This is a genomic window from Pseudomonas sp. R3-57 (assembly GCF_051132065.1).
Taxonomy (GTDB): Bacteria; Pseudomonadota; Gammaproteobacteria; order Pseudomonadales; family Pseudomonadaceae; genus Aquipseudomonas.
This window is the reverse complement of sequence record NZ_CP071655.1, coordinates 5,146,774-5,169,851: the sequence shown is the minus strand read 5'-3', so window position 1 is coordinate 5,169,851 and position 23,078 is coordinate 5,146,774. Positions and strand designations below refer to the sequence as shown.

Genomic DNA, 23,078 nt, shown 5'->3' with positions numbered 1-23,078 from the left:
TTGATCTTGCTTGCCGCTTGAAGCTAGCAACTTGCAGCTCCCTTCCTGTGGTCGTTTGCCGCACTTTCGCCTCTCACGCCCGCGCCTTGGTTATACTCCGTGCGATCCGCCTGGAGCGCTCATCAGGAGAGCTCATGCTCGCCCCCGTACAACTGACTTCCGCCACTCGCCAGAACCTCTGGCGGCTGACTTTCATCCGCACCCTGGTGCTCGCCGCGCAGGCCGGTTCCGTGGGCCTGGCCTACTGGCTGGAGCTATTGCCGTTGCCGTGGGTGCAACTGGCGATGACCCTCGGCTGTTCGATTCTGCTCTGCGTGTTCACCGCCGTGCGCCTGCGCACATCGTGGCCGGTGACTGAGCTTGAATATGCGCTGCAACTGGCCTGCGATCTGGTGATCCACAGTGCGCTGCTGTATTTCTCCGGCGGCTCGACCAACCCGTTCGTTTCCTATTATCTGGTGCCGCTGACCATCGCGGCGGTGACGCTGCCGTGGCGCTATTCGGTGATCCTGTCCGGCATTGCGCTGGCGCTGTACACGGTGATGCTGACGCGTTTCTATCCACTGGAAACCTTGCCGGTGGCCCGCGAGAACCTGCAGATCTACGGCATGTGGCTGAGCTTTGCATTGGCGGCTGCGGTAATTACCTTCTTTGCCGCGCGCATGGCTGAAGAGCTGCGTCGGCAAGAAGAATTGCGCGCGATTCGCCGTGAAGAAGGCCTGCGCGATCAGCAATTGCTCGCGGTCGCCACTCAGGCCGCAGGGGCTGCCCATGAACTTGGCACGCCGCTGGCGACCATGAGTGTTTTGCTCAAGGAAATGCAGCAGGACCATCCCGATCCGATGTTGCAGGACGATCTGAAGGTGCTGCAGGATCAGGTCAAGCTGTGCAAGGAAACCTTGCAGCAACTGGTACGTGCCGCCGAGGCCAACCGGCGTCTGGCGGTGGAGATGCAGGACGTTACCGACTGGCTCGACGAAGCGCTGAACCGTTGGCACTTGATGCGCCCGGAGGCCAGTTATCGCTTCCAGCGTCTTGGCCAGGGCAGTGTGCCGCGCATGGCGCCGCCGCCGGATCTGACCCAGGCGCTGCTTAATCTGCTGAACAATGCCGCCGACGCTTGCCCGGAAAACCTCCAGGTCACTCTCGATTGGGATGCCGAGACGCTGACCATCAGCATTCGCGACCACGGCGCCGGTGTGCCGCTGGCCATTGCCGAGCAGATCGGCAAACCGTTTTTTACCACCAAGGGCAAAGGTTTCGGCCTGGGCCTGTTTTTGAGCAAGGCCAGCGTGACACGCGCCGGCGGCTCAGTGAAACTCTATAGTCATGAGGAAGGCGGCACGCTCACCGAGCTGCGCCTGCCCCACGGCGCCCGAGGAGACCTAACATGAGTGACGAAATCCAAGTCGAAGGCGAAGAACTGCCGCATTTGCTGCTGGTCGATGACGACGCGACCTTCACCCGCGTGATGGCGCGCGCCATGGCCCGCCGTGGCTTTCGCGTCAGCACCGCCGGTTCCGCCGAAGAAGGACTGACCATCGCCCAGGCCGATCTGCCGGATTACGCCGCGCTCGACCTGAAAATGGACGGCGACTCCGGTCTGGTCCTGCTGCCCAAGCTGCTGGAGCTGGACCCGGAAATGCGCGTGGTGATCCTCACCGGTTATTCGAGCATTGCCACTGCGGTCGAAGCGATCAAACGCGGCGCCTGCAACTACCTGTGCAAACCCGCCGATGCCGATGACGTGCTGGCCGCGCTGCTTTCCGAGCACGCCGACCTCGACAGTCTGGTGCCGGAAAACCCGATGTCGGTCGACCGCTTGCAGTGGGAACACATCCAGCGCGTGCTCACCGAACACGAAGGCAATATCTCCGCCACTGCCCGCGCCTTGGGCATGCATCGCCGCACCCTGCAGCGCAAACTGCAGAAGCGTCCGGTTCGTCGCTGAACCTGCGCTGAACGACTATCGCCAGCCCTCGCGATAAAACGCACCGATCATCTATGATCGGTGCGTGTCTGTTCTTATCTTTATCGAGCCTTATCCATGAATCAGAACGCCGAATATTCCGCGGTCAACGATGCTGTGCGCGGGCAGTTTTTTCGCAAAGTCTGGGCGATGACCACGCCTTACTGGCGCAGCGAAGAGAAGGGCAAGGCCTGGACGTTGCTGATTGCCGTGATCGCGCTGACGTTGTTCAGCGTGGCAATTTCGGTGTGGATCAACAGTTGGTACAAGGACTTCTACAACGCCTTGCAGAAGAAGGACGAGGCGGCGTTCTGGCAGTTGATCCTGTATTTCTGCGGTATCGCTGCGGTGGCGATTCTTGGCGCGGTGTATCGCCTGTACCTGACGCAGATGCTGACCATCCGCTGGCGGGCGTGGCTGACCGAAAAGCACTTCAAGCGCTGGCTCGACCACAAGAACTATTACCAACTGGAGCAGGGCGGTTACACCGATAACCCCGACCAGCGAATTTCCGAAGACCTCAACACTTACACCGCCAATACCTTGAGCCTGGGCCTCGGGCTGCTGCGCACGATCGTCAGTCTGGTGTCGTTCTCGATCATTTTGTGGGGCGTGTCGGGCAGTATCGAAGTCTTTGGTATCGAGATTCCCGGCTACATGTTCTGGTGTGCGCTGCTCTATGCGGCCGTCGGCAGTTGGCTGACGCACCTGATCGGTCGCCGCTTGATCGGTTTGAACAACCAGCAGCAACGCTTCGAGGCCGACCTGCGTTTCTCCATGGTGCGGGTGCGGGAAAACGCCGAAAGTATTGCGCTGTACAACGGCGAGCCGAATGAAAATCGCCGTTTGAGCAGCCGTTTCGGCCTGGTCTGGCACAACTTCTGGGACATCATGCGCGTGTCCAAGCGTCTGACGTTCTTCACCTCCGGCTACGGCCAGATCGCAATTATTTTCCCGTTTATCGTCGCGGCGCCGCGCTACCTGTCCGGCAAGATCGAACTGGGCGAGCTGATGCAAATCAACTCGGCGTTCGGCAACGTGCAGGAGAACTTCAGCTGGTTCATCACTGCCTACGCGGATCTGGCCGCGTGGCGTGCGACCTGTGATCGTCTGCTGAGCTTCCGTCAGGCCATGAGCGACAACGAGGAGCGGGCGCCAGCCATTGATGTGCAGAATCAGGGCAGTGAATTGAAGGTGCACAACCTGGGGCTGGATCTGGCTGATGGCCGTCATCTGTTGACCAGTGCCGACATGACCGTGGAACCGGGCGAGCGAGTCATGCTTAGCGGGCGTTCCGGCAGCGGCAAGTCGACGTTGCTGCGGGCGATGGGGCACTTGTGGCCGGCGGGGCATGGCAACATTCGCCTGCCAGCGGCGCGTTATCTGTTCCTGCCGCAGAAACCGTACCTGCCGATCGGCACCTTGCGTGAAGCGCTGAGTTATCCACAACCGGGCGACGCGTATGCAACAGAGCGTTATGCCCAAGTGCTGGAAACCTGTCGCCTGCCGCATCTGGTTGCACGGCTGGACGAAGCCAATCACTGGCAACGCATGCTTTCACCAGGCGAACAGCAACGTCTGGCCTTCGCCCGCGCGCTGCTTTATGCACCGCAATGGCTGTACATGGACGAAGCGACCTCGGCGATGGATGAGGAAGACGAAGCGACGCTGTACCAGGCGCTGATCGATCAGATCCCGGGGTTGAGTATCGTCAGCGTCGGCCATCGCAGCAGTCTGAAACGCTTCCATCCTCGGCATGTGCGGATCGACAGCGGGCATTTGGTCGAGCAACCCGTAACTGCCTGAATAATGCGATACCCCTGTGGGAGCTGGCTTGCCAGCGATGGCGGCGGAACAGACGACATCTATGTCGCTTGGTATGGCCTCATCGCTGGCAAGCCAGCTCCCACAGGATTTGTGTGGAAACGGAAAGTGATCGTACAACCCGCTTGAGCTATGATGGCCGCAAGCCGAACTTTCGAGACAAGATGCAGACCATGGAAAAGCTGATGGACACCCCGCGCCTACCGCGCAAGCGCCGCAGTCTGGCTCAGGAACTGGTGACGGTGCTGAGCGAGCAGATCCGTGACGGTCTGCTCAAGCGTGGCGACAAGTTGCCCACCGAGTCGGCGATCATGGAAGCCCATGGCGTCAGCCGCACCGTAGTGCGTGAAGCGATTTCCCGTCTGCAGGCCGCAGGTCAGGTGGAAACCCGCCATGGCATCGGCACCTTCGTCCTCGACACGCCGAGCCCGAGTGGTTTCCGTATCGACCCGGCGACCGTCGTCACCCTGCGTGACGTCCTGGCGATTCTCGAATTGCGCATCAGCCTCGAAGTCGAATCCGCCGGCCTCGCCGCGCAACGCCGCAGCCCCGAGCAACTGGCAACCATGCGCGCCGCCCTTGATGCGTTGAACGAAAGCGCGTCCCACGCCAGTGATGCCGTGTCGTCAGACTTTGCCTTCCACCTGGAAATCGCGCTGTCCACCGGCAACCGCTACTTCACCGACATCATGACTCACCTGGGTACCAGCATCATTCCGCGTACGCGGTTGAACTCGGCGCGTCTGGCTCACGATGATCAACAGCACTACATGGGGCGCTTGAGCCGTGAGCACGAGGAAATCTACGACGCGATTGCCCGTCAGGATTCCGATGCTGCCCGCGCGGCGATGCGGTTGCACTTGACCAACAGCCGCGAACGACTGCGCCAGGCTCATGAAGAAGCGCAGGCGCAGGGTTAGTGCTCAACGCACTATGGCGACTTTGAGTTCTTCAGACATTGCGGGAACTTGACCTTGCTTCGATACGCTGTAACGCAATCGGGCATCGGCTGCTGCACTTAGACCTTTTTCAAAATGAGCCTTCTCAATTGCGAAAGGGATGTCCTTGCCCAGATCGGCGTAAGTCAGAGCTTTCACGTAATCCCATTGCTTATCGCCGATGACAAGCATCAGTTTCACTTGGTCTCCTGCCGAGGCTTCAGCATATAGAGGTACCACCGCTTCGGTCGGGTCTTTGATTGTGCTCACGGAAAGGGTGCCGTTTGACGCTTCTGTGAGTTTCGGTGCAGGTAGAGGGGGAAGCGTTGCATTTGTCATGTTCAAGGTCCTTTTGTCAGTATCAGTCGGCTTAATAGAGTGCTTGTCCCGCGTATTCATTAAAGGACCGCTGAACCTGGAGTCGCACCTGTAAGAAATACCAGTCCCGACCAACGGTCAAAACGTCAAACGCACAGTCCATCACGCCTCGATCCGCAACCTCAACGCCTGCGAATACGGCTCCATACTCGACTCATCGCGAAACTTGTAGCGCAGCTCCACCTCGCGGCCAAGGTACGGTTGCAGCGCTTCTTTCGGCAGTTGCGCTTCGATGTCGAACAGCTTTTCCATTTCATCCTCGGCGTCGTCCCAGGCGCCCGTGTCCACTTCATCACCTTCCCATTCCGGCTCTTCACCATCGCTGCCGAGGATCGCGTAGACGGTCCAGTTCGCGGCGAAATCGCTGGAGTCCGGTACTTGTACAGCGAGAATGTCCGGCAATTGCGAGAGCTGAAGCGTGACGCAGTCATCCTGAGCGGGGGCGGCATGAGAAAGGTAGGGGCAGCAAAATGCATCGACATAACGGCTTCCTTTGAATGGTCCGCCACGATCCTTCGTGGCAGTCGACCTACTTTACGAGCCGCTCGCCCTCAATGAATTAAACGAATCCAGACCAGATATTTCCGTGAACGGAAGCCGCAAAGACGGGCTTTGCAGCGATTTTTGCCAGTACTCGAGCCAATATTGTCCGACAAAAAAGTGCCGACAACGATGAAATGCAGTTGACGGTTGTCTTTTAAGTTGTACGATGACCTACAACTTCAGCCAAGGCTGAACGGTCCACTCACAATAAAACGTTGCTACCAGGGTGTTCGAATAATGAATCCACAAGAACTGAAGTCCATCCTCTCTGCCGGCCTGCTGTCGTTCCCGGTGACCGATTTCAACGCGCAAGGCGATTTCAACCGCGCGGGCTATATCAAACGCCTGGAATGGCTGGCTCCGTATGGCGCTTCGGCCCTGTTCGCAGCGGGCGGCACCGGTGAGTTCTTCTCCCTGGCGGCCAGCGAATACTCGGAAATCATCAAGACTGCCGTCGACACCTGCGCGACCAGCGTGCCAATCCTCGCCGGTGTGGGCGGTTCGACCCGTCAGGCCATCGAATACGCTCAGGAAGCCGAGCGTCTGGGCGCCAAAGGCCTGTTGCTGCTGCCGCACTACCTGACCGAAGCGAGCCAGGACGGCGTTGCCGCTCACGTTGAAGCCGTGTGTAATTCGGTGAAAATCGGCGTGGTCGTCTACAACCGCAACGTTTGCCGCCTCAACGCGCCGCTGCTGGAACGTCTGGCCGAGCGCTGCCCGAACCTGATCGGTTACAAGGATGGCCTGGGTGATATCGAGTTGATGGTATCGATCCGTCGCCGCCTCGGTGATCGCTTCAGCTACCTGGGTGGTCTGCCGACCGCCGAAGTCTACGCCGCGGCCTACAAGGCACTGGGCGTGCCGGTGTACTCCTCGGCGGTGTTCAACTTCATCCCGAAAACCGCGATGGACTTCTACCACGCGATCGCTCGTGAAGATCACGCGACCGTCGGCAAGATCATCGACGACTTCTTCCTGCCGTACCTGGACATCCGCAACCGCAAGGCCGGTTACGCCGTGAGCATCGTCAAGGCAGGTGCAAAAATCGCCGGCTATGACGCAGGTCCGGTGCGTGCGCCGCTGACCGACCTGACCGGCGAAGAGTACGACATGCTCGCCGCGCTGATCGACAAGCAAGGCGCGCAGTAATACCCGAGTAAAGCGAGGCCGCTGAGCAATCAGCGGCTTTTTGCGTAAAGGCTTTTAGAGTTGAGGGCTGCCCTGTGACAACAGCAAAACGCTACGACAACTACATCAACGGCGAGTGGGTTGCCGGTGCCGATTACTCGGCCAACATCAACCCGTCCGAATTGAGCGACACCATCGGCGACTACGCCAAGGCTGACCTGAATCAGGTCAACGCTGCCATCGACGCCGCCCGCGCAGCATTCCCGGCGTATTCCACTTCGGGCATTCAGGCCCGTCACGATTCGCTGGACAAGGTCGGCACCGAAATCCTCGCCCGTCGCGAAGAGCTCGGCACGCTGTTGGCTCGCGAAGAAGGCAAAACCTTGCCGGAAGCCATCGGCGAAGTGACCCGCGCCGGCAACATCTTCAAGTTTTTCGCCGGTGAATGCCTGCGCCTGTCGGGCGACTACGTGCCGTCGGTGCGTCCGGGCGTCAACGTTGAAGTCACCCGCGAAGCGCTGGGCGTGGTCGGTCTGATCACCCCGTGGAACTTCCCGATTGCCATCCCGGCGTGGAAGATTGCTCCGGCCCTGGCCTACGGCAACTGCGTCGTGCTCAAGCCTGCCGATCTGGTACCGGGCTGCGCCTGGGCGTTGGCGGAAATCATCTCCCGCGCAGGCTTCCCGGCCGGTGTGTTCAACCTGGTGATGGGCAGCGGTCGCGTGGTTGGCGAGGCGTTGGTCAACAGCCCGAAAGTCGACGGCATCAGCTTCACCGGTTCGGTGGGCGTTGGTCGCCAGATCGCGGTCAACTGCGTTGCGCGCCAGGCCAAGGTTCAGCTGGAAATGGGCGGCAAGAACCCGCAGATCATTCTCGACGACGCCGACCTCAAGCAAGCGGTCGAGCTGTCGGTGCAGAGCGCCTTCTACTCCACCGGTCAGCGCTGCACGGCGTCGAGCCGTCTGATCGTGACTGCCGGCATCCATGACAAATTCGTCGAGGCCATGGCCGAGCGCATGAAGTCGATCAAGGTCGGCCACGCGCTGAAAGCCGGCACCGACATTGGTCCGGTGGTGTCCCAGGCGCAGCTCGAACAGGACATGAAGTACATCGACATCGGCCAGTCCGAAGGTGCACGTCTGGTCAGCGGCGGTGGTGTGGTGACCTGCGATACCGAGGGTTACTTCCTCGCGCCAACCCTGTTTGCCGACAGCGAAGCGTCGATGCGCATCAGCCGCGAAGAGATCTTCGGCCCGGTGGCCAACGTCGTGCGCGTGGCGGACTACGAAGCAGCATTGGCGATGGCCAACGACACCGAATTCGGTCTGTCGGCCGGCATCGCCACCACTTCGTTGAAGTACGCCAACCACTTCAAGCGCCACTCCCAGGCCGGGATGGTGATGGTCAACCTGCCGACCGCCGGTGTCGATTACCACGTACCGTTCGGTGGCCGTAAAGGCTCGTCCTACGGCTCGCGCGAGCAGGGGCGCTATGCGCAAGAGTTCTACACGGTCGTGAAGACTGCCTACATCGGTTCCTGATACGTGCAATACCTGTGGGAGCTGGCTTGCCAGCGATTCGGGCAACGCGGTGCTTCAGGCACGCCGCGCTGATGCCATCGCTGGCAAGCCAGCTCCCACAAAGACCAAAGAATGTTTTACCCGCATAAAAATAATCAGTGGGAGTACATCTACATGCAATCGTCCAAGCCGACTCACGTCCGCTATTTGATCTTGCTCATGCTGTTTCTGGTGACCACGATCAACTACGCCGACCGTGCCACGATCGCCATTGCCGGCTCCAGCCTGCAAAAGGATCTGGGCATCGATGCCGTCACCCTCGGCTATATCTTCTCCGCATTCGGTTGGGCCTACGTGGCCGGGCAAATTCCCGGTGGCTGGCTGCTCGATCGCTTCGGCTCGAAAAAAGTTTATGCCCTGAGCATTTTCACCTGGTCGCTGTTTACCGTGCTGCAAGGCTTTGTCGGTGAATTCGGCATGTCCACCGCGGTGGTTGCGCTGTTCATGCTGCGCTTCCTCGTGGGCCTGGCCGAAGCACCATCGTTCCCTGGCAACGCGCGCATTGTCGCTGCGTGGTTCCCGACCGCTGAACGCGGCACCGCCTCGGCGATCTTCAACTCGGCGCAGTACTTCGCCACCGTGTTGTTCGCGCCGCTGATGGGCTGGATCGTCTACAGCTTCGGCTGGGAGCACGTGTTCATCGTCATGGGTATCCTCGGCATCGTGTTCTCGCTGGTCTGGCTGAAAGTGATCTACAGCCCGCGCGAGCATCCACGCATCAATGACGCCGAGTTCAAGCATATCGCCGACAACGGCGGCATGGTCGACATGGACCAGAAGGGCAAGAAGGCCGACGGTCCGAAGTGGGACTACATCCGTCAGTTGCTGACCAACCGCATGATGCTCGGCGTGTATCTGGGCCAGTACTGCATCAACGGCATCACGTATTTCTTCCTGACCTGGTTCCCGGTGTATCTGGTGCAAGAGCGTGGCATGACCATTCTCAAGGCTGGTTTCATCGCTTCGTTGCCGGCGATCTGCGGCTTCATCGGTGGTGTGCTCGGCGGGGTGATTTCCGATTACCTGCTGCGCAAAGGCCATTCGCTGACCTTCGCCCGCAAGGCACCGATCATTGCCGGTCTGCTGGTGTCGAGCAGCATCGTGGCGTGCAACTATGTCGAAGTGGAATGGATGGTCGTTGGCTTCATGGCCCTGGCATTCTTCGGCAAAGGCGTGGGCGCACTGGGCTGGGCGGTGGTGTCCGACACCTCGCCGAAGCAGATCGCCGGTTTGAGTGGCGGCCTGTTCAACACGTTTGGCAACATCGCCTCGATCACCACACCGATCGTGATTGGCTACATCATCAGCTCTACCGGTTCGTTCAAATGGGCGCTGGTGTTTGTGGGTGCCAACGCACTGGTCGCAGTGTTCAGCTATCTGGTGATCGTCGGCCCGATCAAGCGCGTGGTCCTCAAAGAGCCGCCTGCCAAGGGCGGTAATGAAGCCACCGGCAATTTGTCTCAAGCGCATTCCTGAGGAGCGGCGTCATGCAGTTGATTGAACATTCCGACTCGCCGCGCTACATCCGCCTGCACGAGCGGGACAACGTTGTAGTGGTGGTCAACGACCAGGGCGTACCGGCCGGCACCGAGTTTGCCGATGGCCTGGTGACGGTGGACTTTGTTCCGCAGAGCCACAAGGTCACCCTGGAAGATATTCCCGAGGGCGGCGCGGTGATTCGCTACGGGCAGATCATCGGTTACGCCTTGCAGCCGATCCGTCGCGGCAGTTGGGTCAAGGAAGATCAACTGCGCATGCCGACCGCGCCGCCGCTGGACAGCCTGCCGCTGTCCACCGACGTGCCGGACGCGCAGGCGCCGCTGGAAGGCTTTACCTTCGAGGGTTATCGCAACGCCGACGGCACCGTCGGCACGCGCAACATTCTCGGCATCACCACCACCGTGCAGTGCGTGACCGGCGTGCTCGATCATGCGGTGAAAAGGATCAAGGAAGAGCTGCTGCCCAAGTACCCGAACGTCGATGACGTGGTGGCACTGACCCACAGCTACGGCTGCGGCGTGGCGATCACCGCCACCGACGCCTACATTCCGATCCGCACCGTGCGCAATCTGGCACGCAACCCGAACCTGGGTGGCGAGGCGCTGGTGATCAGCCTGGGCTGCGAGAAATTGCAGGCCGGGCAGGTGATGCACGAGGACGATGCCTCGGTCGATCTCAGCGATCCATGGTTGTATCGCTTGCAGGATTCCAGTCACGGTTTTACCGAGATGATCGAGCAGATCATGGAACTGGCCGAAGTGCGCCTGAAGAAACTCGACCAGCGCCGCCGCGAAACCGTGCCGGCGTCCGAGCTGATTTTGGGTATGCAGTGTGGCGGCAGCGACGCCTTCTCCGGCATCACCGCCAACCCGGCGCTGGGGTTTGCCTCGGATTTGCTGCTGCGTGCCGGGGCGACGGTGATGTTTTCCGAAGTCACCGAAGTCCGCGATGCGATCTACCTGCTGACCTCACGGGCGCAGACGCAAACCGTCGCTGAAGAGCTGGTACGCGAAATGGACTGGTACGACCGTTACCTGGCCAAGGGCGAGGCCGATCGCAGTGCCAACACCACGCCGGGCAACAAGAAGGGCGGCTTGTCGAACATTGTCGAGAAGTCGCTGGGGTCGATCGTCAAGTCGGGCAGCAGCGCGATCAACGGCGTACTCGGCCCGGGCGAGCGCTTCAAACAGAAGGGTTTGATTTTCTGCGCGACGCCGGCCAGCGATTTCGTCTGCGGTACGTTGCAACTGGCGGCCGGGATGAACCTGCATGTGTTCACCACCGGGCGCGGCACGCCTTATGGGCTGGCGATGGCGCCGGTGGTCAAGGTCTCGACGCGAACCGAACTGGCGCAGCGTTGGCCGGATCTGATCGACATCGATGCCGGGCGCATTGCTACCGGGCGCGCGACCATCGAGGAGTTGGGTTGGGAGCTGTTTCACTACTATCTGGACGTGGCGAGCGGCAAGCAACAGACCTGGGCGGAGAAGCACAAGCTGCATAACGACATTACCTTGTTCAACCCGGCGCCGATTACCTGAAACCGCGTCATCGTTCTTCGCGAGCAGGCTCGCTCCCACAGGGAACTGCATGTGATCGTTCCCACGCTCTGCGTGGGAATGCCTCATGTGACGCTCCGCGTCACGCTTTGGGGACGCAGAGCATCCCGGGCTGCATTCCCACGCAGAGCGTGGGAACGATCAGGGTGAAAGTGGCTTATTATTAGCCTCCTATCGACGCTCACCCAAGGCTCCCCGGCATGCTGGCAATCTTCCTCGAAACCCTGAACATCACCGCGCCGGTATTTGCCATGCTGTTTCTCGGTGTGCTGCTCAAGCGCATCGACTGGATCAACGACAACTTCATCCACACCGCCTCGTCGCTGGTGTTCAACGTGACCATGCCGGCGCTGCTGTTTCTCGGCATCCTGCATGCGGACCTGCACGCCGCGCTGCAACCCTCTCTGCTGATCTACTTCTCCCTCGCCACCCTGGTGAGCTTTGCCGTGGCTTGGGGCTGGGCGATTTTCAAATGCCCGCGTGAGGATCGCGGCATCTACACCCAAGGCGCCTTTCGCGGCAACAACGGCGTGATCGGTCTGGCCCTCGCGGCGAGCATGTACGGCGACTACGGGATTTCCCTCGGGGCGATTCTCGCGGCGCTGGTGATCCTGTTTTACAACACCCTGTCGACCATCGTCCTGGCGGTCTACAGCCCGGTGATCAAGTCCGATCCGTGGAGCATCTGCAAAAGCGTGTTCAGCAATCCGTTGATCATCAGCGTGATCGCGGCGGCGCCGTTTGCCTATTTCAAGATCGCCTTGCCAGGCTGGCTGGAGACGTCGGGTCAGTATCTGGCGCAGACCACATTACCGCTGGCGCTGATCTGCATCGGTGGCACGCTGTCGCTGGCGGCGTTGCGCAAGAGCGGCAAGATGGCGCTGAGTTCCAGTCTGGTAAAAATGGTCGGCTTGCCCGTGCTGGCGACGCTGGGCGCGTGGTTGTGGGGCTTTCGCGGGGCGGAGCTGGGGATTCTGTTTCTCTACTTCGGTAGTCCGACGGCAGCGGCGAGTTTCGTCATGGCGCGGGCGGCGCAGGGCAACCATGAACTGGCGGCGGCGATTATCGTGATGACCACGTTGATGGCGGCGATTACCACCAATGTCGGGATATTTGTGTTGCAGTGGGGTGGGTGGATCTAAGTGAACGATTTTCGGTGATTGTTCCGGCCTCATCGCGGGCAAGCCCGCTCCCACGGGGATCTCGTTGTTGATGAAATTTGATTAGCAACCGAAAAACCTGTGGGAGCGGGCTTGCCCGCGATGAGGCCCGGGAGGTCACTCAGGTTTCTGGTAGCTATCAATCACTTCCTGCGCCGCGCGAAACGCGTCGATCGCCGCCGGCACGCCGGCATACACCGCACAATGCAGCAGCGCCTCACGAATCTCCTCCACCGTGCAGCCATTATTCAGCGCGCCGCGCACATGGCCCTTCAATTCTTGCGGACACTTCAGTGCGGTCAGCGCGGCGAGGGTGATCAGGCTGCGGGTTTTCAGCGGCAAGCCTTCACGATTCCACACCCCGCCCCAAGCATGTTCATTGACGAAATCCTGCAATGGCTGGGTGAACTCGGTGGCGTTGCCCAGCGCGCGATCAACGAACGCGTCGCCCATTACCTGGCGGCGGATTTCAACTCCGGACTGCTTCGATTCGGTCATGGCATATCCTTCTTGTGATGTTGGCGGCGCCAGGCGCGTATCGACGTGAACAGCAAAAACATCAACAGCGGCGGCAAGACGTAAAACAGCATCAGTCGCTCGAGCCGGCCGGCCAACGGCATGCCGGTGGTGAACGACACCACATGCAGTCCGTACACCAGATACAAACCGAGCAACAGCAAACCTTCGGCGCGGGTAACGCGATAGCCGGAATAGAACACCGGCAGGCACAGCGCCGCAACGCCGAGCATCACCGGCAAATCGAAATCCAGCGCATTCGGCGAGACCGACAGTGGCGTCGGTGCGATCAGCGCAGTGAGGCCCAGCACGCCGAGCAGGTTGAACAGGTTGGCGCCGATCACGTTGCCGACGGCGATATCGCGTTGCCCGCGCAGTGCGGCGATCAATGAGGTAGCCAGTTCTGGCAATGAAGTACCGACCGCGACGACGGTCAGACCGATCACCCGTTCGGAGAAACCCAGATCGGTGGCGACCACAACCGCGGCGCCCAGCAACAGATGCCCGGCAAAGACCAGCATCGCCAGCCCGACGCTGATCATCAGCAAACTGCCGAACCACGACGCCTGGGCGACGTCAGGTTGTTCGGAGTGTGGCCGTGTCGAGTGACGCGACTGGCGCAACAACAGGCCGAGGTACAGCGCCAAAGCGGCGAGCAACAAGATGCCGTCGAAGCGACCGATCTCTTTGTTCCAGGCCAGCAGAAACACCAGCAGGCTGGCGCCGATCATCAGCGGAATATCGAGTCGCACCAATTGCCGCGAGACGCGCAGCGGAATGATCAGCGCCGACAGTCCGAGCGTGACGAGGATGTTGAAGATGCTGCTGCCGACTACGCTGCCGACCGCGATGTCCGGATTGTGCGCCAGCGCTGCCTGCAGGCTGACGGCCATTTGCGGTGCGCTGCTGCCGAAGGCGACGATGGTCAGGCCGATGATCAGCGGCCGTACATGCAGGCGTGCCGCCAGACGCACCGCCGCGCGCACCATCAGTTCGGCACCGAAGATCAGCAGGCACAGGCCGGCGAGCAGTTCGATCAGGCTGATCAGGGGGAGGTCGGCTAATCCGAAAATGGTCGGTGCTCCATTAATCGAGGGCCTGTACGCGAACCCGCGCGGTGCCGCTGCGCAGCATGCCGATCTGGTCGGCGGCCTCGCGTGACAAGTCGATTATCCGGCCACGGGTGTGCGGGCCGCGGTCGTTGATGCGGACCACGACCGATTCATCGTTTTTCAGGTTAGTGACTTTCACCCGCGTGCCAAAGGGCAATTGGCGGTGGGCGGCAGTCAGGGAATGCTGGTTGAACGCTTCGCCGCTGGCGGTGCGTTTACCGTGATGTCTGGCTCCGTAATAGGAGGCGACGCCGCTCTGGTCGTAACCGTGCGGGTCGATGGTGTCGGTGCTGGCGCAACCGGACAGCAGGGAGAGCAGGGCGCTGCTCAGGAACAGACGCTTCATTCAAAGGTATCCCGAATCAAATGTAGGAGTGAGCCTGCTCGCGATAGCGGTTCGACAGTCAACTTTTCAGTGTCTGACATTTCGCGATCGCGAGCAGGCTCACTCCTACAGGGGATGGAGCCAGGCTTTGGATCTGGCTCCATTTGTGGTCAGCCTTCGAGCTTGCTTTTCAGCAGTTCGTTCACTTGCTGCGGGTTGGCCTTGCCTTTGGAGGCTTTCATGGCCTGGCCGACGAAGAAGCCGAACATCTTGCCGCGTTTGGCTTCATCCGCCGCGCGGTACTGTTCGACCTGCTCGGCGTTGGCCGCGAGCATTTCATCGAGCACGGCCGAAATCGCGCCGGTGTCGGTGACTTGCTTCAGGCCGCGCTTTTCGATGATCTCGTCCGCGCTGCCTTCGCCGTTAGCCATCGCTTCGAACACCACTTTGGCGATCTTGCCAGAGATGGTGTTGTCCTTGATGCGCTGCAGCATGCCGCCCAGCTGCTCGGCGGAAACCGGCGATTCGTCGATGTCCACGCCTTGCTTGTTGAGCAGGCTGCCCAACTCGACCATCACCCAGTTCGCCGCGAGTTTCGCGTCGCCGCCGATGGCTGCGACTTTCTCGAAGTAATCTGCTTGCTCACGGCTGGTGGCCAGCACGTTGGCGTCATAGGCCGACAGACCGAACTGGCTCTGGAAGCGCTCGCGCTTTTGCGGTGGCAGTTCCGGCAGGGTGGCGCGCACCTCGCCCAGGAACGATTCCTCGATGACCACGGGCAGCAGGTCCGGGTCGGGGAAGTAACGGTAGTCGTTGGCTTCCTCTTTCGAACGCATCGGACGGGTCTCGTCCTTGTTCGGATCGTACAGGCGGGTCTGCTGAATCACTTTGCCGCCGTCTTCGATCAGCTCGATCTGGCGCTGGATCTCGGAGTTGATCGCCTTCTCGATGAAGCGGAACGAGTTGACGTTCTTGATCTCGCAGCGCGTGCCGAACTCGACCTGGCCTTTAGGACGCACCGAGACGTTGCAGTCGCAACGCAGCGAACCTTCAGCCATGTTGCCGTCGCAGATGCCCAGGTAACGCACCAGCGCGTGGATTGCCTTGACGTAAGCCACGGCTTCCTTGGCACTGCGCATGTCCGGCTCGGAAACGATTTCCAGCAGCGGCGTGCCGGCACGGTTCAGGTCGATGCCGGTGGCGCCGTTGAATTCTTCGTGCAGGCTCTTGCCGGCGTCTTCTTCCAGGTGCGCACGGGTGATGCCGACGCGTTTGACCGTGCCGTCTTCCAGGGCGATGTCCAGGTGGCCTTTACCGACGATCGGCAATTCCATCTGGCTGATCTGGTAGCCCTTCGGCAGGTCCGGGTAGAAGTAGTTCTTGCGTGCGAACACGTTGTGCTGACCGATCTCGGCGTCAATCGCCAGACCGAACATCACCGCCATGCGCACCGCTTCCTGGTTGAGCACCGGCAGCACGCCGGGCATGCCCAGGTCGACCAGGCTGGCCTGGGTGTTCGGCTCGGAGCCGAACGTGGTGGAACTACCGGAAAAGATTTTCGACCGGGTGGTGAGCTGAGTGTGAATCTCCAGCCCGATCACGACTTCCCATTGCATGTGTGTCTCCTCAGAAGCCGGTTGGGGTGCGGGTGTGCCAGTCGGTATTGAGCTGGTACTGGTGCGCCACATTGAGCAGGCGACCTTCCTGGAAATACGGCGCAAGCAATTGCACGCCCACCGGCAGACCGTCGACAAAACCGGCCGGCATCGACAGGCCCGGCAGGCCGGCGAGGTTGGCGGTGATGGTGTAGACGTCTTCCAGATAGGCAGCGACCGGGTCGCTGTTCTTCGCGCCGAGCTTCCAGGCCGGGTTCGGCGTGGTCGGGCCGAGAATGATGTCGACTTCGTTGAAGGCCGTCATGAAATCGTTCTTCACCAGACGACGGATCTTCTGCGCTTTCAGGTAGTAGGCGTCGTAGTAACCGGCGGACAGCGCGTAGGCACCGACCATGATCCGGCGCTGCACTTCAGGCCCGAAGCCTTCGCCACGGGAACGCTTGTACAGGTCGATCAGGTTTTCCGGGTTCTCGCAGCGATGGCCAAAGCGCACGCCGTCGAAACGCGACAGGTTCGAGGAGGCTTCTGCCGGGGCGATCACGTAGTACGCCGGAATCGCGTGCTGCATGTTCGGCAGGCTGATTTCCTTGATCACCGCACCGAGCTTCTGCAACTGCTGGATGCTGTTCTGGATCAGTTCGGCAATGCGCGGGTCGAGACCGGCGCTGAAGTATTCCTTCGGTACGCCGATGCGCAGGCCTTGCAGGGAATCGCCGAGGCTCGCGGAGTAATCCGGCACTGGCTCGTCGATGCTGGTCGAATCGTTCTGATCGAAACCGGCCATGCCTTGCAGCAGGATCGCGCAGTCTTCAGCGGTACGCGCAAGCGGGCCGCCCTGATCGAGGCTGGACGCGTAGGCGATCATGCCCCAGCGCGATACGCGACCGTAGGTCGGTTTCAGGCCGGTGAGGTTGGTGAATGCTGCCGGCTGACGGATCGAGCCGCCAGTGTCGGTGGCGGTCGCGGCAGGCAACAGGCGAGCAGCGACAGCGGCGGCCGAACCACCGGACGAACCGCCCGGTACGTGGTCCAGATTCCACGGGTTTTTCACCGCGCCGTACCAGCTCGACTCGTTGGCCGAACCCATGGCGAATTCGTCCATGTTGGTCTTGCCCAGGGTCACGGCGCCGGCAGCAGCCAGCTTCGCCACCACGGTGGCGTCGTACGGCGCCTTGAAGTTGTCGAGCATCTTCGAGCCGCAGCTGGTGCGTATGCCCTGGGTGCAGAACAGGTCTTTGTGGGCGATCGGCGCGCCGAGCAGGGCGCCGCTCTCACCGTTGGCGCGGCGCGCGTCGGCGGCTTTCGCCTGCTCGAGGGCCAGCTCTTCGGTGAGGCTGATGAAACTGTTGAGCTGCGGATCGAGCTGGGTGATGCGCGCCAGCAGGACTTTGGTCAGCTCTTCGGAGGAAAACTTTTTATCGGCGAGACCGCGGGCGATCTCGGCCAGAGTCAATTGATGCATTGCAGGCTCTTTCCCTTTAGTCGATGACTTTCGGAACCAGATACAGGCCGTTTTCGACCGCTGGTGCGATGGACTGGTAGGCCTCGCGGTTATTGGTCTCGGTCACAACGTCGGCGCGCAGGCGCTGACTGGCTTCCAGCGGGTGGGCCAGAGGCTCGATTCCGTCGGTATTAACAGCCTGCATTTCGTCGACCAGACCGAGAATGCTGTTGAGGGCGGAAGTAATGTGTGGAAGATCGGCATCATTGAGGCCAAGGCAGGCCAGATGAGCGATTTTTTCCACGTCGGAGCGTTCTAGCGCCATCGGGATTCTCCTGTGGAAAACAGAACGGACGGCGTCCGTGTGTTAGATTGTCGGAACACTACCGCACTTCTACGGTCATAAGGCCGCGATTGTGGGGCTTGGTGCACAGAAAAGCGGCCAATTTAACATATTGGCGCCTTGCCCAAAATCCCTGTCGTTGTTAGAGTTTGCCGCACTTTTTTACCCACGCGTTGCCTAGGGTCCCTTTCCCATGTTCAAGAAACTGCGTGGCATGTTTTCCAGCGATCTTTCCATTGACCTGGGCACTGCCAACACCCTTATTTACGTGCGCGAGCGCGGTATCGTCCTGAATGAGCCATCGGTTGTGGCCATTCGGACACACGGTAACCAGAAAAGTGTCGTCGCTGTCGGCACCGAAGCCAAGCGCATGCTCGGCCGTACGCCGGGCAACATTGCTGCCATTCGTCCGATGAAGGACGGCGTGATCGCCGACTTCAGCGTCTGCGAAAAGATGCTGCAATACTTTATCAACAAGGTTCACGAAAACAGTTTTCTGCAGCCCAGCCCTCGTGTGCTGATCTGCGTTCCATGCAAATCCACTCAGGTTGAGCGTCGCGCCATCCGTGAATCGGCCCTTGGCGCCGGAGCCCGTGAAGTGTTCCTGATCGAAGAACCAATGGCCGCTGCCATCGGTGCCGGCCTGCCGGTGGAAGAAGCACGCGGTTCGATGGTGGTCGATATCGGTGGTGGTACCACTGAAATCGCACTGATCTCCCTGAACGGCGTGGTCTATGCCGAATCCGTACGTGTGGGCGGCGACCGTTTCGACGAAGCGATCATCACTTACGTACGTCGCAACTACGGCAGCCTGATCGGTGAATCCACCGCTGAGCGCATCAAGCAGGAAATCGGCACGGCCTACCCGGGCGGCGAAGTTCGCGAAGTCGATGTTCGCGGTCGCAACCTGGCCGAAGGCGTTCCTCGCGCATTCACCCTGAACTCCAACGAAGTGCTGGAAGCTCTGCAAGAGTCGCTGGCAACCATCGTTCAGGCCGTGAAAAGCGCGCTGGAGCAGTCGCCGCCGGAACTGGCGTCCGACATCGCCGAGCGTGGCCTGGTGCTGACCGGTGGTGGCGCGCTGCTGCGTGACCTCGACAAGCTGCTGGCGCAAGAGACGGGTCTGCCGGTGATCGTTGCCGAAGATCCGCTGACTTGCGTGGCTCGCGGCGGTGGCCGTGCGCTGGAAATGATGGATAAGCACACCATGGATCTGCTCTCCAGCGAATAATTCGTTGGCAGCAATACGTGGGTGAACGCACAGGCAGCACTTTGCAGTGCTGCCTGTTGGCGTTTATCTTCTGTCAGTCTTCATCCAGGCCGGTTTGATGCCGTATGAATAAACAGAACATTTGCCTGGGAGGAGCGGCTTATTAAACCGCTTTTCGCCAAAGGCCCTTCGTTGGGCGTGCGCCTGTTGGTGCTGGCCGTGCTGTCGGTCGCGCTGATGGTGGTCGATGCGCGTTTCGACCTGCTCAAGCCCGCGCGCAAACAAGCGTCGCTGGTGCTGATGGATGCCTACTGGATCACTGACCTGCCTGGCAGATTGTGGGACGGGGTTGCCAGTCAGTTTGGCAGCCGCACCGAGCTCGTCGCCGAAAACGAAAAACTCAAGACCGAAAACCTGCTGTTGCAGGGGCGCATGCAAAAGCTCGCGGCCCTGACCGAGCAGAACGTTCGGCTGCGCGAGTTGCTCAACTCCTCTGCGCTGGTCAATGAAAAGGTCGAAGTGGCCGAGTTGATCGGCATGGACCCCAACCCCTTCACCCATCGCATCATCATCAACAAAGGTGAGCGAGATGGCGTGGTCCTCGGCCAGCCGGTGCTCGATGCGCGCGGTCTGATGGGCCAGGTGGTCGAGTTGATGCCTTACACCTCGCGTGTGTTGCTGCTGACCGACACCACCCACAGTATTCCCGTCCAGGTCAACCGTAACGGTCTGCGCGCGATTGCCAGCGGCACTGGCAACCCGGAGCGTCTGGAATTGCGCCATGTCGCCGACACCGCGGATATCAAGGAAGGCGATCTGCTGGTCAGCTCCGGTCTCGGCCAGCGTTTCCCGGCCGGTTACCCGGTGGCCACGGTGAAGGAAGTCATCCACGATTCCGGCCAACCGTTCGCCATTGTCCGCGCCGTGCCGACCGCCGCGCTGAATCGCAGTCGTTACCTGCTGCTGGTGTTCAGCGACAGCCGCACCGCCGAAGAGCGCGCCAACGAAGCCGCCCAGGCTCAGGAGCAGCTCGACGCCCACGGTGGCGGTCCGATGTTGCCGGTCAACATACCCAAGCCCTTGATCATGGCCACGCCGGCGACCCCGGCTGCTGCGCCTGCCAGCGAAGCGGCGGCGCCCGCAGCCGCGCCTGCCGCCACATCTGCCAAGCCGGCGGCGAGCAAGCCGCCAGCCGCTGCCAAACCACCGGCAGCGACAAAGCCACCGGCGAAACCGCCAGCCACCACCGGGGGACGAGAATAATGGTCGGGGCCAAAGCTTCGGGTAATGGCTGGATGATCTGGCTGACGTTCGTCATCGGCATCCTGCTCAGTGTGTCGCCGCTGCCGATTTTCATGGAAATCCTGCGCCCGCTCTGGCTGGCCCTGCTGGTGACGTTCTGGGCGTTGTACATGCCGCACACGGTCGGCATGGTCACGGCGTTCTGTCTGGGGCTGGCCGAAGACGTGCTGCAAGGCGATCTGCTCGGGCAGAACGCTTTGATCCTGACGCTGATCACTTTCCTGGTGCTGTCGTTGCAGCAGCGTCTGCGCATGTTTCCGATGTGGCAGCAGTGCCTGGTGATCCTGGTGATTTTCGGTCTCGCGCAATTGGCCCAATTGTGGCTCAGCGCCCTGACCGGCAACCGCCAGCCAACCCTCGCCCTGGTCCTGCCGGCGTTGGTCAGCGCCTTGCTCTGGCCGTGGGTCAGTTTCGCCTTACGCGGATTGTGCCGACGTTACAGAATCTATTGAGCCGGTGAAGCAGGGCACTGAACAGGGAGATGTTTTGATGAAGCCGCTTTACCTCGCCTCCGGATCGCCGCGCCGGCGTGAATTGCTCACGCAGATCGGCGTGGCATTCACCGCCATCAGCGCGGACATCGACGAAACCCCTTTAGCCGAAGAATCGCCCTCGGCCTATGTCGAACGCCTCGCGCGCGGCAAGGCTGACGCCGGGCGCCGCAGCGTCGTGTCCGCCCAGAGCTTCTGTGTGTTGGGCGCCGACACCGCTGTGGTGCTCGACGGCAAAATTCTTGGCAAACCGGTGGACGAAGCCGACGCATGCGCCATGCTGATGATGTTGTCGGGCAGGGAGCATGAGGTGCTGACCGCCATCGCCGTGCTCGAAGGCGAACGCTGCGAGTCGCGGGTGGTGCGCAGTCGGGTGCGCTTTCGCCCGATCAGCCGCGAGGAGGCCGCCGCCTACTGGGCCAGCGGTGAACCGCGAGACAAGGCCGGCGGTTATGGCATTCAAGGCCTCGGCGGGGTGTTCGTTGCCGGTCTCAATGGCAGCTACTCGGCCGTGGTCGGCCTGCCCGTTTGCGAAACCTGCGAGGTGTTGGGCCATTTCGGCATACCCTGTTGGCAAAACCTGAACGCGCCATAAGCGTCGTACCCATCCAGATGCGGCCATTATCGTGAACATGCCTGAACGAGATCCTGCCATGAGTGAAGAGATTCTGATCAACATCACGCCGATGGAATCGCGCGTGGCGGTGGTCGAAAACGGTGTGCTGCAAGAAGTCCACGTTGAGCGCACGCAAAAACGCGGGATCGTCGGCAACATCTATAAAGGCAAGATCGTGCGCGTATTGCCAGGCATGCAGGCGGCATTCGTCGATATCGGTCTAGACCGCGCGGCATTCATTCACGCCGCAGAAATTTCCCTGCGCGAAGGCCCGGCGGTCGAGAGCATCAGTTCGCTGGTGCACGAAGGCCAGAGCCTGGTGGTGCAAGTGACCAAGGACCCGATCGGCTCCAAGGGCGCGCGCCTGACCACGCAACTGTCGATCCCGTCGCGCTATCTGGTGTACATGCCACGCACGGCGCATGTGGGCATCTCGCTGAAAATCGAAGACGAAGCCGAGCGCGAACGTCTCAAGCAGGTGGTCAGCGATTGCGTGGCCAAAGAAGGCATCAAGGAAGCGGGTGGCTTCATTCTGCGTACTGCGGCCGAAGGCGCCGGTGCCGATGAAATTCTCATGGACATCCGCTACCTGAGACGCCTGTGGGACCAGATCAATGAACAGATCAAAACCATCTCCGCGCCGAGCGTGATCTACGAAGACCTCGGCCTCGCGTTACGGACCCTGCGCGATCTGGTCAATCCGAAGATCGAAAAGATCCGCATCGACTCCCGGGAAACCTTCCAGAAAACCACGCAGTTCGTCGCTGAACTCATGCCGGAAATCGCCGATCGTCTGGAACACTATCCGGGCGAGCGACCGATTTTCGATCTGTACGGCGTCGAAGACGAAATCCAGAAAGCCCTCGAGCGCAAGGTGCCGCTGAAATCCGGCGGCTATCTGGTGGTCGACCCGGCAGAAGCGATGACCACCATTGACGTCAACACCGGGGCGTTCGTCGGCCATCGCAACCTGGAAGAAACCATTTTCAAGACCAACCTCGAAGCAGCGACCGCGATTGCCCGGCAAATGCGCCTGCGCAATCTGGGCGGGATCATCATCATCGATTTCATCGACATGGAAGATGAAGAGCACCAGCGCCAGGTATTGCGCACGCTGGAAAAACAGCTGGAGCGCGACCACGCCAAGACCAACATCATCGGGATCACCGAGCTGGGCCTGGTGCAAATGACCCGCAAGCGTACCCGCGAAAGCCTCGAGCAAGTGCTGTGTGAGCCGTGCAGCAGTTGTCAGGGCCGGGGCAAACTGAAAACCGCCGAAACCATCTGTTACGAGATCTTCCGCGAGATCCTGCGTGAAGCCCGCGCCTATCAGGCCGAGGGATATCGGGTGCTGGCCAATCAGAAGGTGGTTGATCGCCTGCTCGATGAAGAATCCGGTAACGTCGCCGAGCTTGAAGGGTTCATTGGCCGCACCATACGCTTCCAGGTGGAAACCATGTATTCCCAGGAACAATATGACGTGGTGCTGCTCTGAACCCCTGCATCACCCTTAATCCAACGCGGCTG

General features: G+C 60.6%; 22 protein-coding genes. 14 read left to right on the top strand and 8 right to left on the bottom strand.

What is annotated here, in order from left to right; all coding sequences use genetic code 11:
* Positions 1–134 precede the first annotated feature (134 nt).
* The 4 genes from J3P93_RS23345 to J3P93_RS23330 all read left to right on the top strand — a co-directional run bounded on the left by J3P93_RS23345 (position 135) and on the right by J3P93_RS23330 (position 4,713).
* A complete protein-coding gene (locus J3P93_RS23345) occupies positions 135–1,394 on the top strand; it encodes an ATP-binding protein (protein ID WP_332767943.1) in 1,260 nt (419 codons plus the stop codon).
* Positions 1,391–1,951: a response regulator transcription factor gene (locus J3P93_RS23340; RefSeq protein WP_003221630.1), complete on the top strand. Its 561-nt coding sequence runs from the start codon at positions 1,391–1,393 to the stop codon at positions 1,949–1,951. Before J3P93_RS23345 ends, J3P93_RS23340 begins: the two co-directional genes overlap by 4 nt.
* Before the next feature lie 96 nt (positions 1,952–2,047).
* Positions 2,048–3,775 (top strand): ABC transporter ATP-binding protein/permease, encoded by a 1,728-nt coding sequence (locus J3P93_RS23335; protein ID WP_434592369.1) that lies wholly within the window; start codon positions 2,048–2,050, stop codon positions 3,773–3,775.
* A 191-nt stretch (positions 3,776–3,966) separates the two neighbouring features.
* Positions 3,967–4,713, top strand: coding sequence for a FadR/GntR family transcriptional regulator (locus J3P93_RS23330; RefSeq protein WP_258450506.1), 747 nt, complete (start codon positions 3,967–3,969; stop codon positions 4,711–4,713).
* A 3-nt stretch (positions 4,714–4,716) separates the two neighbouring features.
* On the opposite strand, the gene J3P93_RS23325 is transcribed toward J3P93_RS23330, so the two are convergent.
* Complete coding sequence (locus J3P93_RS23325; RefSeq protein WP_434592366.1) at positions 4,717–5,070, bottom strand: hypothetical protein; 354 nt, start codon at positions 5,068–5,070, stop codon at positions 4,717–4,719.
* 141 nt (positions 5,071–5,211) lie between these two features.
* Positions 5,212–5,511 carry a hypothetical protein gene (locus J3P93_RS23320; RefSeq protein ID WP_434592363.1) on the bottom strand — a complete coding sequence of 100 codons (300 nt, stop codon included), beginning with the start codon at positions 5,509–5,511 and terminating at the stop codon, positions 5,212–5,214.
* A gap of 378 nt (positions 5,512–5,889) precedes the next feature.
* On the opposite strand from J3P93_RS23320, the gene kdgD reads away from it, so the two are divergent.
* From kdgD to J3P93_RS23295, 5 genes are all read left to right on the top strand, one after another.
* The gene (gene kdgD, locus J3P93_RS23315) at positions 5,890–6,801 is read left to right on the top strand and encodes a 5-dehydro-4-deoxyglucarate dehydratase (protein WP_434592360.1); all 912 of its coding nucleotides are present in this window, start codon (positions 5,890–5,892) and stop codon (positions 6,799–6,801) included.
* Between the two features lie 74 nt (positions 6,802–6,875).
* Positions 6,876–8,321, top strand: a complete 1,446-nt coding sequence (locus tag J3P93_RS23310) for an aldehyde dehydrogenase family protein (protein ID WP_434592358.1) — start codon at positions 6,876–6,878, stop codon at positions 8,319–8,321.
* Positions 8,322–8,474: 153 nt separating this feature from the next.
* The gene (locus tag J3P93_RS23305) at positions 8,475–9,836 is read left to right on the top strand and encodes an MFS transporter (protein ID WP_090281757.1); all 1,362 of its coding nucleotides are present in this window, start codon (positions 8,475–8,477) and stop codon (positions 9,834–9,836) included.
* Between the two features lie 11 nt (positions 9,837–9,847).
* On the top strand, positions 9,848–11,401 hold the full coding sequence (gene garD, locus J3P93_RS23300) for a galactarate dehydratase (protein ID WP_208938746.1): 1,554 nt from the start codon (positions 9,848–9,850) through the stop codon (positions 11,399–11,401).
* 218 nt (positions 11,402–11,619) lie between these two features.
* Positions 11,620–12,561 carry an AEC family transporter gene (locus J3P93_RS23295; RefSeq protein ID WP_434592355.1) on the top strand — a complete coding sequence of 314 codons (942 nt, stop codon included), beginning with the start codon at positions 11,620–11,622 and terminating at the stop codon, positions 12,559–12,561.
* Between the two features lie 135 nt (positions 12,562–12,696).
* Here J3P93_RS23295 and J3P93_RS23290 read toward each other — a convergent pair whose 3' ends face one another.
* From J3P93_RS23290 to gatC, 6 genes are all read right to left on the bottom strand, one after another.
* The gene (locus J3P93_RS23290) at positions 12,697–13,077 is read right to left on the bottom strand and encodes a carboxymuconolactone decarboxylase family protein (RefSeq protein ID WP_434592353.1); all 381 of its coding nucleotides are present in this window, start codon (positions 13,075–13,077) and stop codon (positions 12,697–12,699) included.
* Entirely contained in the window at positions 13,074–14,135 is a 1,062-nt protein-coding gene (locus tag J3P93_RS23285) for a calcium/sodium antiporter (protein WP_434598471.1), read from the bottom strand. The genes J3P93_RS23290 and J3P93_RS23285 overlap by 4 nt, the downstream gene beginning before the upstream one ends.
* A 46-nt stretch (positions 14,136–14,181) precedes the next feature.
* Positions 14,182–14,553: a septal ring lytic transglycosylase RlpA family protein gene (locus J3P93_RS23280; protein WP_434592351.1), complete on the bottom strand. Its 372-nt coding sequence runs from the start codon at positions 14,551–14,553 to the stop codon at positions 14,182–14,184.
* A 149-nt stretch (positions 14,554–14,702) separates the two neighbouring features.
* Complete coding sequence (gene gatB, locus J3P93_RS23275; RefSeq protein WP_090281763.1) at positions 14,703–16,148, bottom strand: Asp-tRNA(Asn)/Glu-tRNA(Gln) amidotransferase subunit GatB; 1,446 nt, start codon at positions 16,146–16,148, stop codon at positions 14,703–14,705.
* Between the two features lie 10 nt (positions 16,149–16,158).
* Entirely contained in the window at positions 16,159–17,610 is a 1,452-nt protein-coding gene (gene gatA / locus J3P93_RS23270; protein WP_434592350.1) for an Asp-tRNA(Asn)/Glu-tRNA(Gln) amidotransferase subunit GatA, read from the bottom strand.
* A 16-nt stretch (positions 17,611–17,626) separates the two neighbouring features.
* Positions 17,627–17,914, bottom strand: coding sequence for an Asp-tRNA(Asn)/Glu-tRNA(Gln) amidotransferase subunit GatC (gatC, locus tag J3P93_RS23265; protein WP_007976465.1), 288 nt, complete (start codon positions 17,912–17,914; stop codon positions 17,627–17,629).
* A gap of 211 nt (positions 17,915–18,125) precedes the next feature.
* On the opposite strand from gatC, the gene mreB reads away from it, so the two are divergent.
* The 5 genes from mreB (at position 18,126) to rng (ending at position 23,046) form a co-directional block, all read left to right on the top strand.
* Positions 18,126–19,163, top strand: a complete 1,038-nt coding sequence (gene mreB, locus J3P93_RS23260) for a rod shape-determining protein MreB (protein ID WP_002555108.1) — start codon at positions 18,126–18,128, stop codon at positions 19,161–19,163.
* A 189-nt stretch (positions 19,164–19,352) separates the two neighbouring features.
* The gene (gene mreC / locus J3P93_RS23255) at positions 19,353–20,405 is read left to right on the top strand and encodes a rod shape-determining protein MreC (protein WP_434598469.1); all 1,053 of its coding nucleotides are present in this window, start codon (positions 19,353–19,355) and stop codon (positions 20,403–20,405) included.
* Complete coding sequence (mreD, locus tag J3P93_RS23250) at positions 20,405–20,896, top strand: rod shape-determining protein MreD (RefSeq protein ID WP_090281766.1); 492 nt, start codon at positions 20,405–20,407, stop codon at positions 20,894–20,896. Before mreC ends, mreD begins: the two co-directional genes overlap by 1 nt.
* Before the next feature lie 37 nt (positions 20,897–20,933).
* The gene (locus J3P93_RS23245) at positions 20,934–21,530 is read left to right on the top strand and encodes a Maf family protein (protein WP_434592347.1); all 597 of its coding nucleotides are present in this window, start codon (positions 20,934–20,936) and stop codon (positions 21,528–21,530) included.
* Between the two features lie 58 nt (positions 21,531–21,588).
* Positions 21,589–23,046: a ribonuclease G gene (gene rng, locus J3P93_RS23240; protein WP_434592345.1), complete on the top strand. Its 1,458-nt coding sequence runs from the start codon at positions 21,589–21,591 to the stop codon at positions 23,044–23,046.
* The last annotated feature ends 32 nt before the right edge of the window (positions 23,047–23,078 follow it).

Excerpts from the sequence above, each read along its gene's own strand:
- gatA (WP_434592350.1), bottom strand. The coding sequence starts at position 17,610 with ATGCATCAATTGACTCTGGCCGAGATCGCCCGCGGTCTCGCCGATAAA.
- J3P93_RS23305 (WP_090281757.1), top strand. The coding sequence starts at position 8,475 with ATGCAATCGTCCAAGCCGACTCACGTCCGCTATTTGATCTTGCTCATG.
- J3P93_RS23340 (WP_003221630.1), top strand. The coding sequence starts at position 1,391 with ATGAGTGACGAAATCCAAGTCGAAGGCGAAGAACTGCCGCATTTGCTG.
- J3P93_RS23245 (WP_434592347.1), top strand. The coding sequence starts at position 20,934 with ATGAAGCCGCTTTACCTCGCCTCCGGATCGCCGCGCCGGCGTGAATTG.
- J3P93_RS23280 (WP_434592351.1), bottom strand. The coding sequence starts at position 14,553 with ATGAAGCGTCTGTTCCTGAGCAGCGCCCTGCTCTCCCTGCTGTCCGGT.
- gatB (WP_090281763.1), bottom strand. The coding sequence starts at position 16,148 with ATGCAATGGGAAGTCGTGATCGGGCTGGAGATTCACACTCAGCTCACC.
- J3P93_RS23290 (WP_434592353.1), bottom strand. The coding sequence starts at position 13,077 with ATGACCGAATCGAAGCAGTCCGGAGTTGAAATCCGCCGCCAGGTAATG.
- garD (WP_208938746.1), top strand. The coding sequence starts at position 9,848 with ATGCAGTTGATTGAACATTCCGACTCGCCGCGCTACATCCGCCTGCAC.
- J3P93_RS23335 (WP_434592369.1), top strand. The coding sequence starts at position 2,048 with ATGAATCAGAACGCCGAATATTCCGCGGTCAACGATGCTGTGCGCGGG.
- mreD (WP_090281766.1), top strand. The coding sequence starts at position 20,405 with ATGGTCGGGGCCAAAGCTTCGGGTAATGGCTGGATGATCTGGCTGACG.
- gatC (WP_007976465.1), bottom strand. The coding sequence starts at position 17,914 with ATGGCGCTAGAACGCTCCGACGTGGAAAAAATCGCTCATCTGGCCTGC.
- rng (WP_434592345.1), top strand. The coding sequence starts at position 21,589 with ATGAGTGAAGAGATTCTGATCAACATCACGCCGATGGAATCGCGCGTG.
- mreB (WP_002555108.1), top strand. The coding sequence starts at position 18,126 with ATGTTCAAGAAACTGCGTGGCATGTTTTCCAGCGATCTTTCCATTGAC.
- J3P93_RS23295 (WP_434592355.1), top strand. The coding sequence starts at position 11,620 with ATGCTGGCAATCTTCCTCGAAACCCTGAACATCACCGCGCCGGTATTT.
- J3P93_RS23330 (WP_258450506.1), top strand. The coding sequence starts at position 3,967 with ATGGAAAAGCTGATGGACACCCCGCGCCTACCGCGCAAGCGCCGCAGT.
- J3P93_RS23325 (WP_434592366.1), bottom strand. The coding sequence starts at position 5,070 with ATGACAAATGCAACGCTTCCCCCTCTACCTGCACCGAAACTCACAGAA.
- kdgD (WP_434592360.1), top strand. The coding sequence starts at position 5,890 with ATGAATCCACAAGAACTGAAGTCCATCCTCTCTGCCGGCCTGCTGTCG.
- J3P93_RS23345 (WP_332767943.1), top strand. The coding sequence starts at position 135 with ATGCTCGCCCCCGTACAACTGACTTCCGCCACTCGCCAGAACCTCTGG.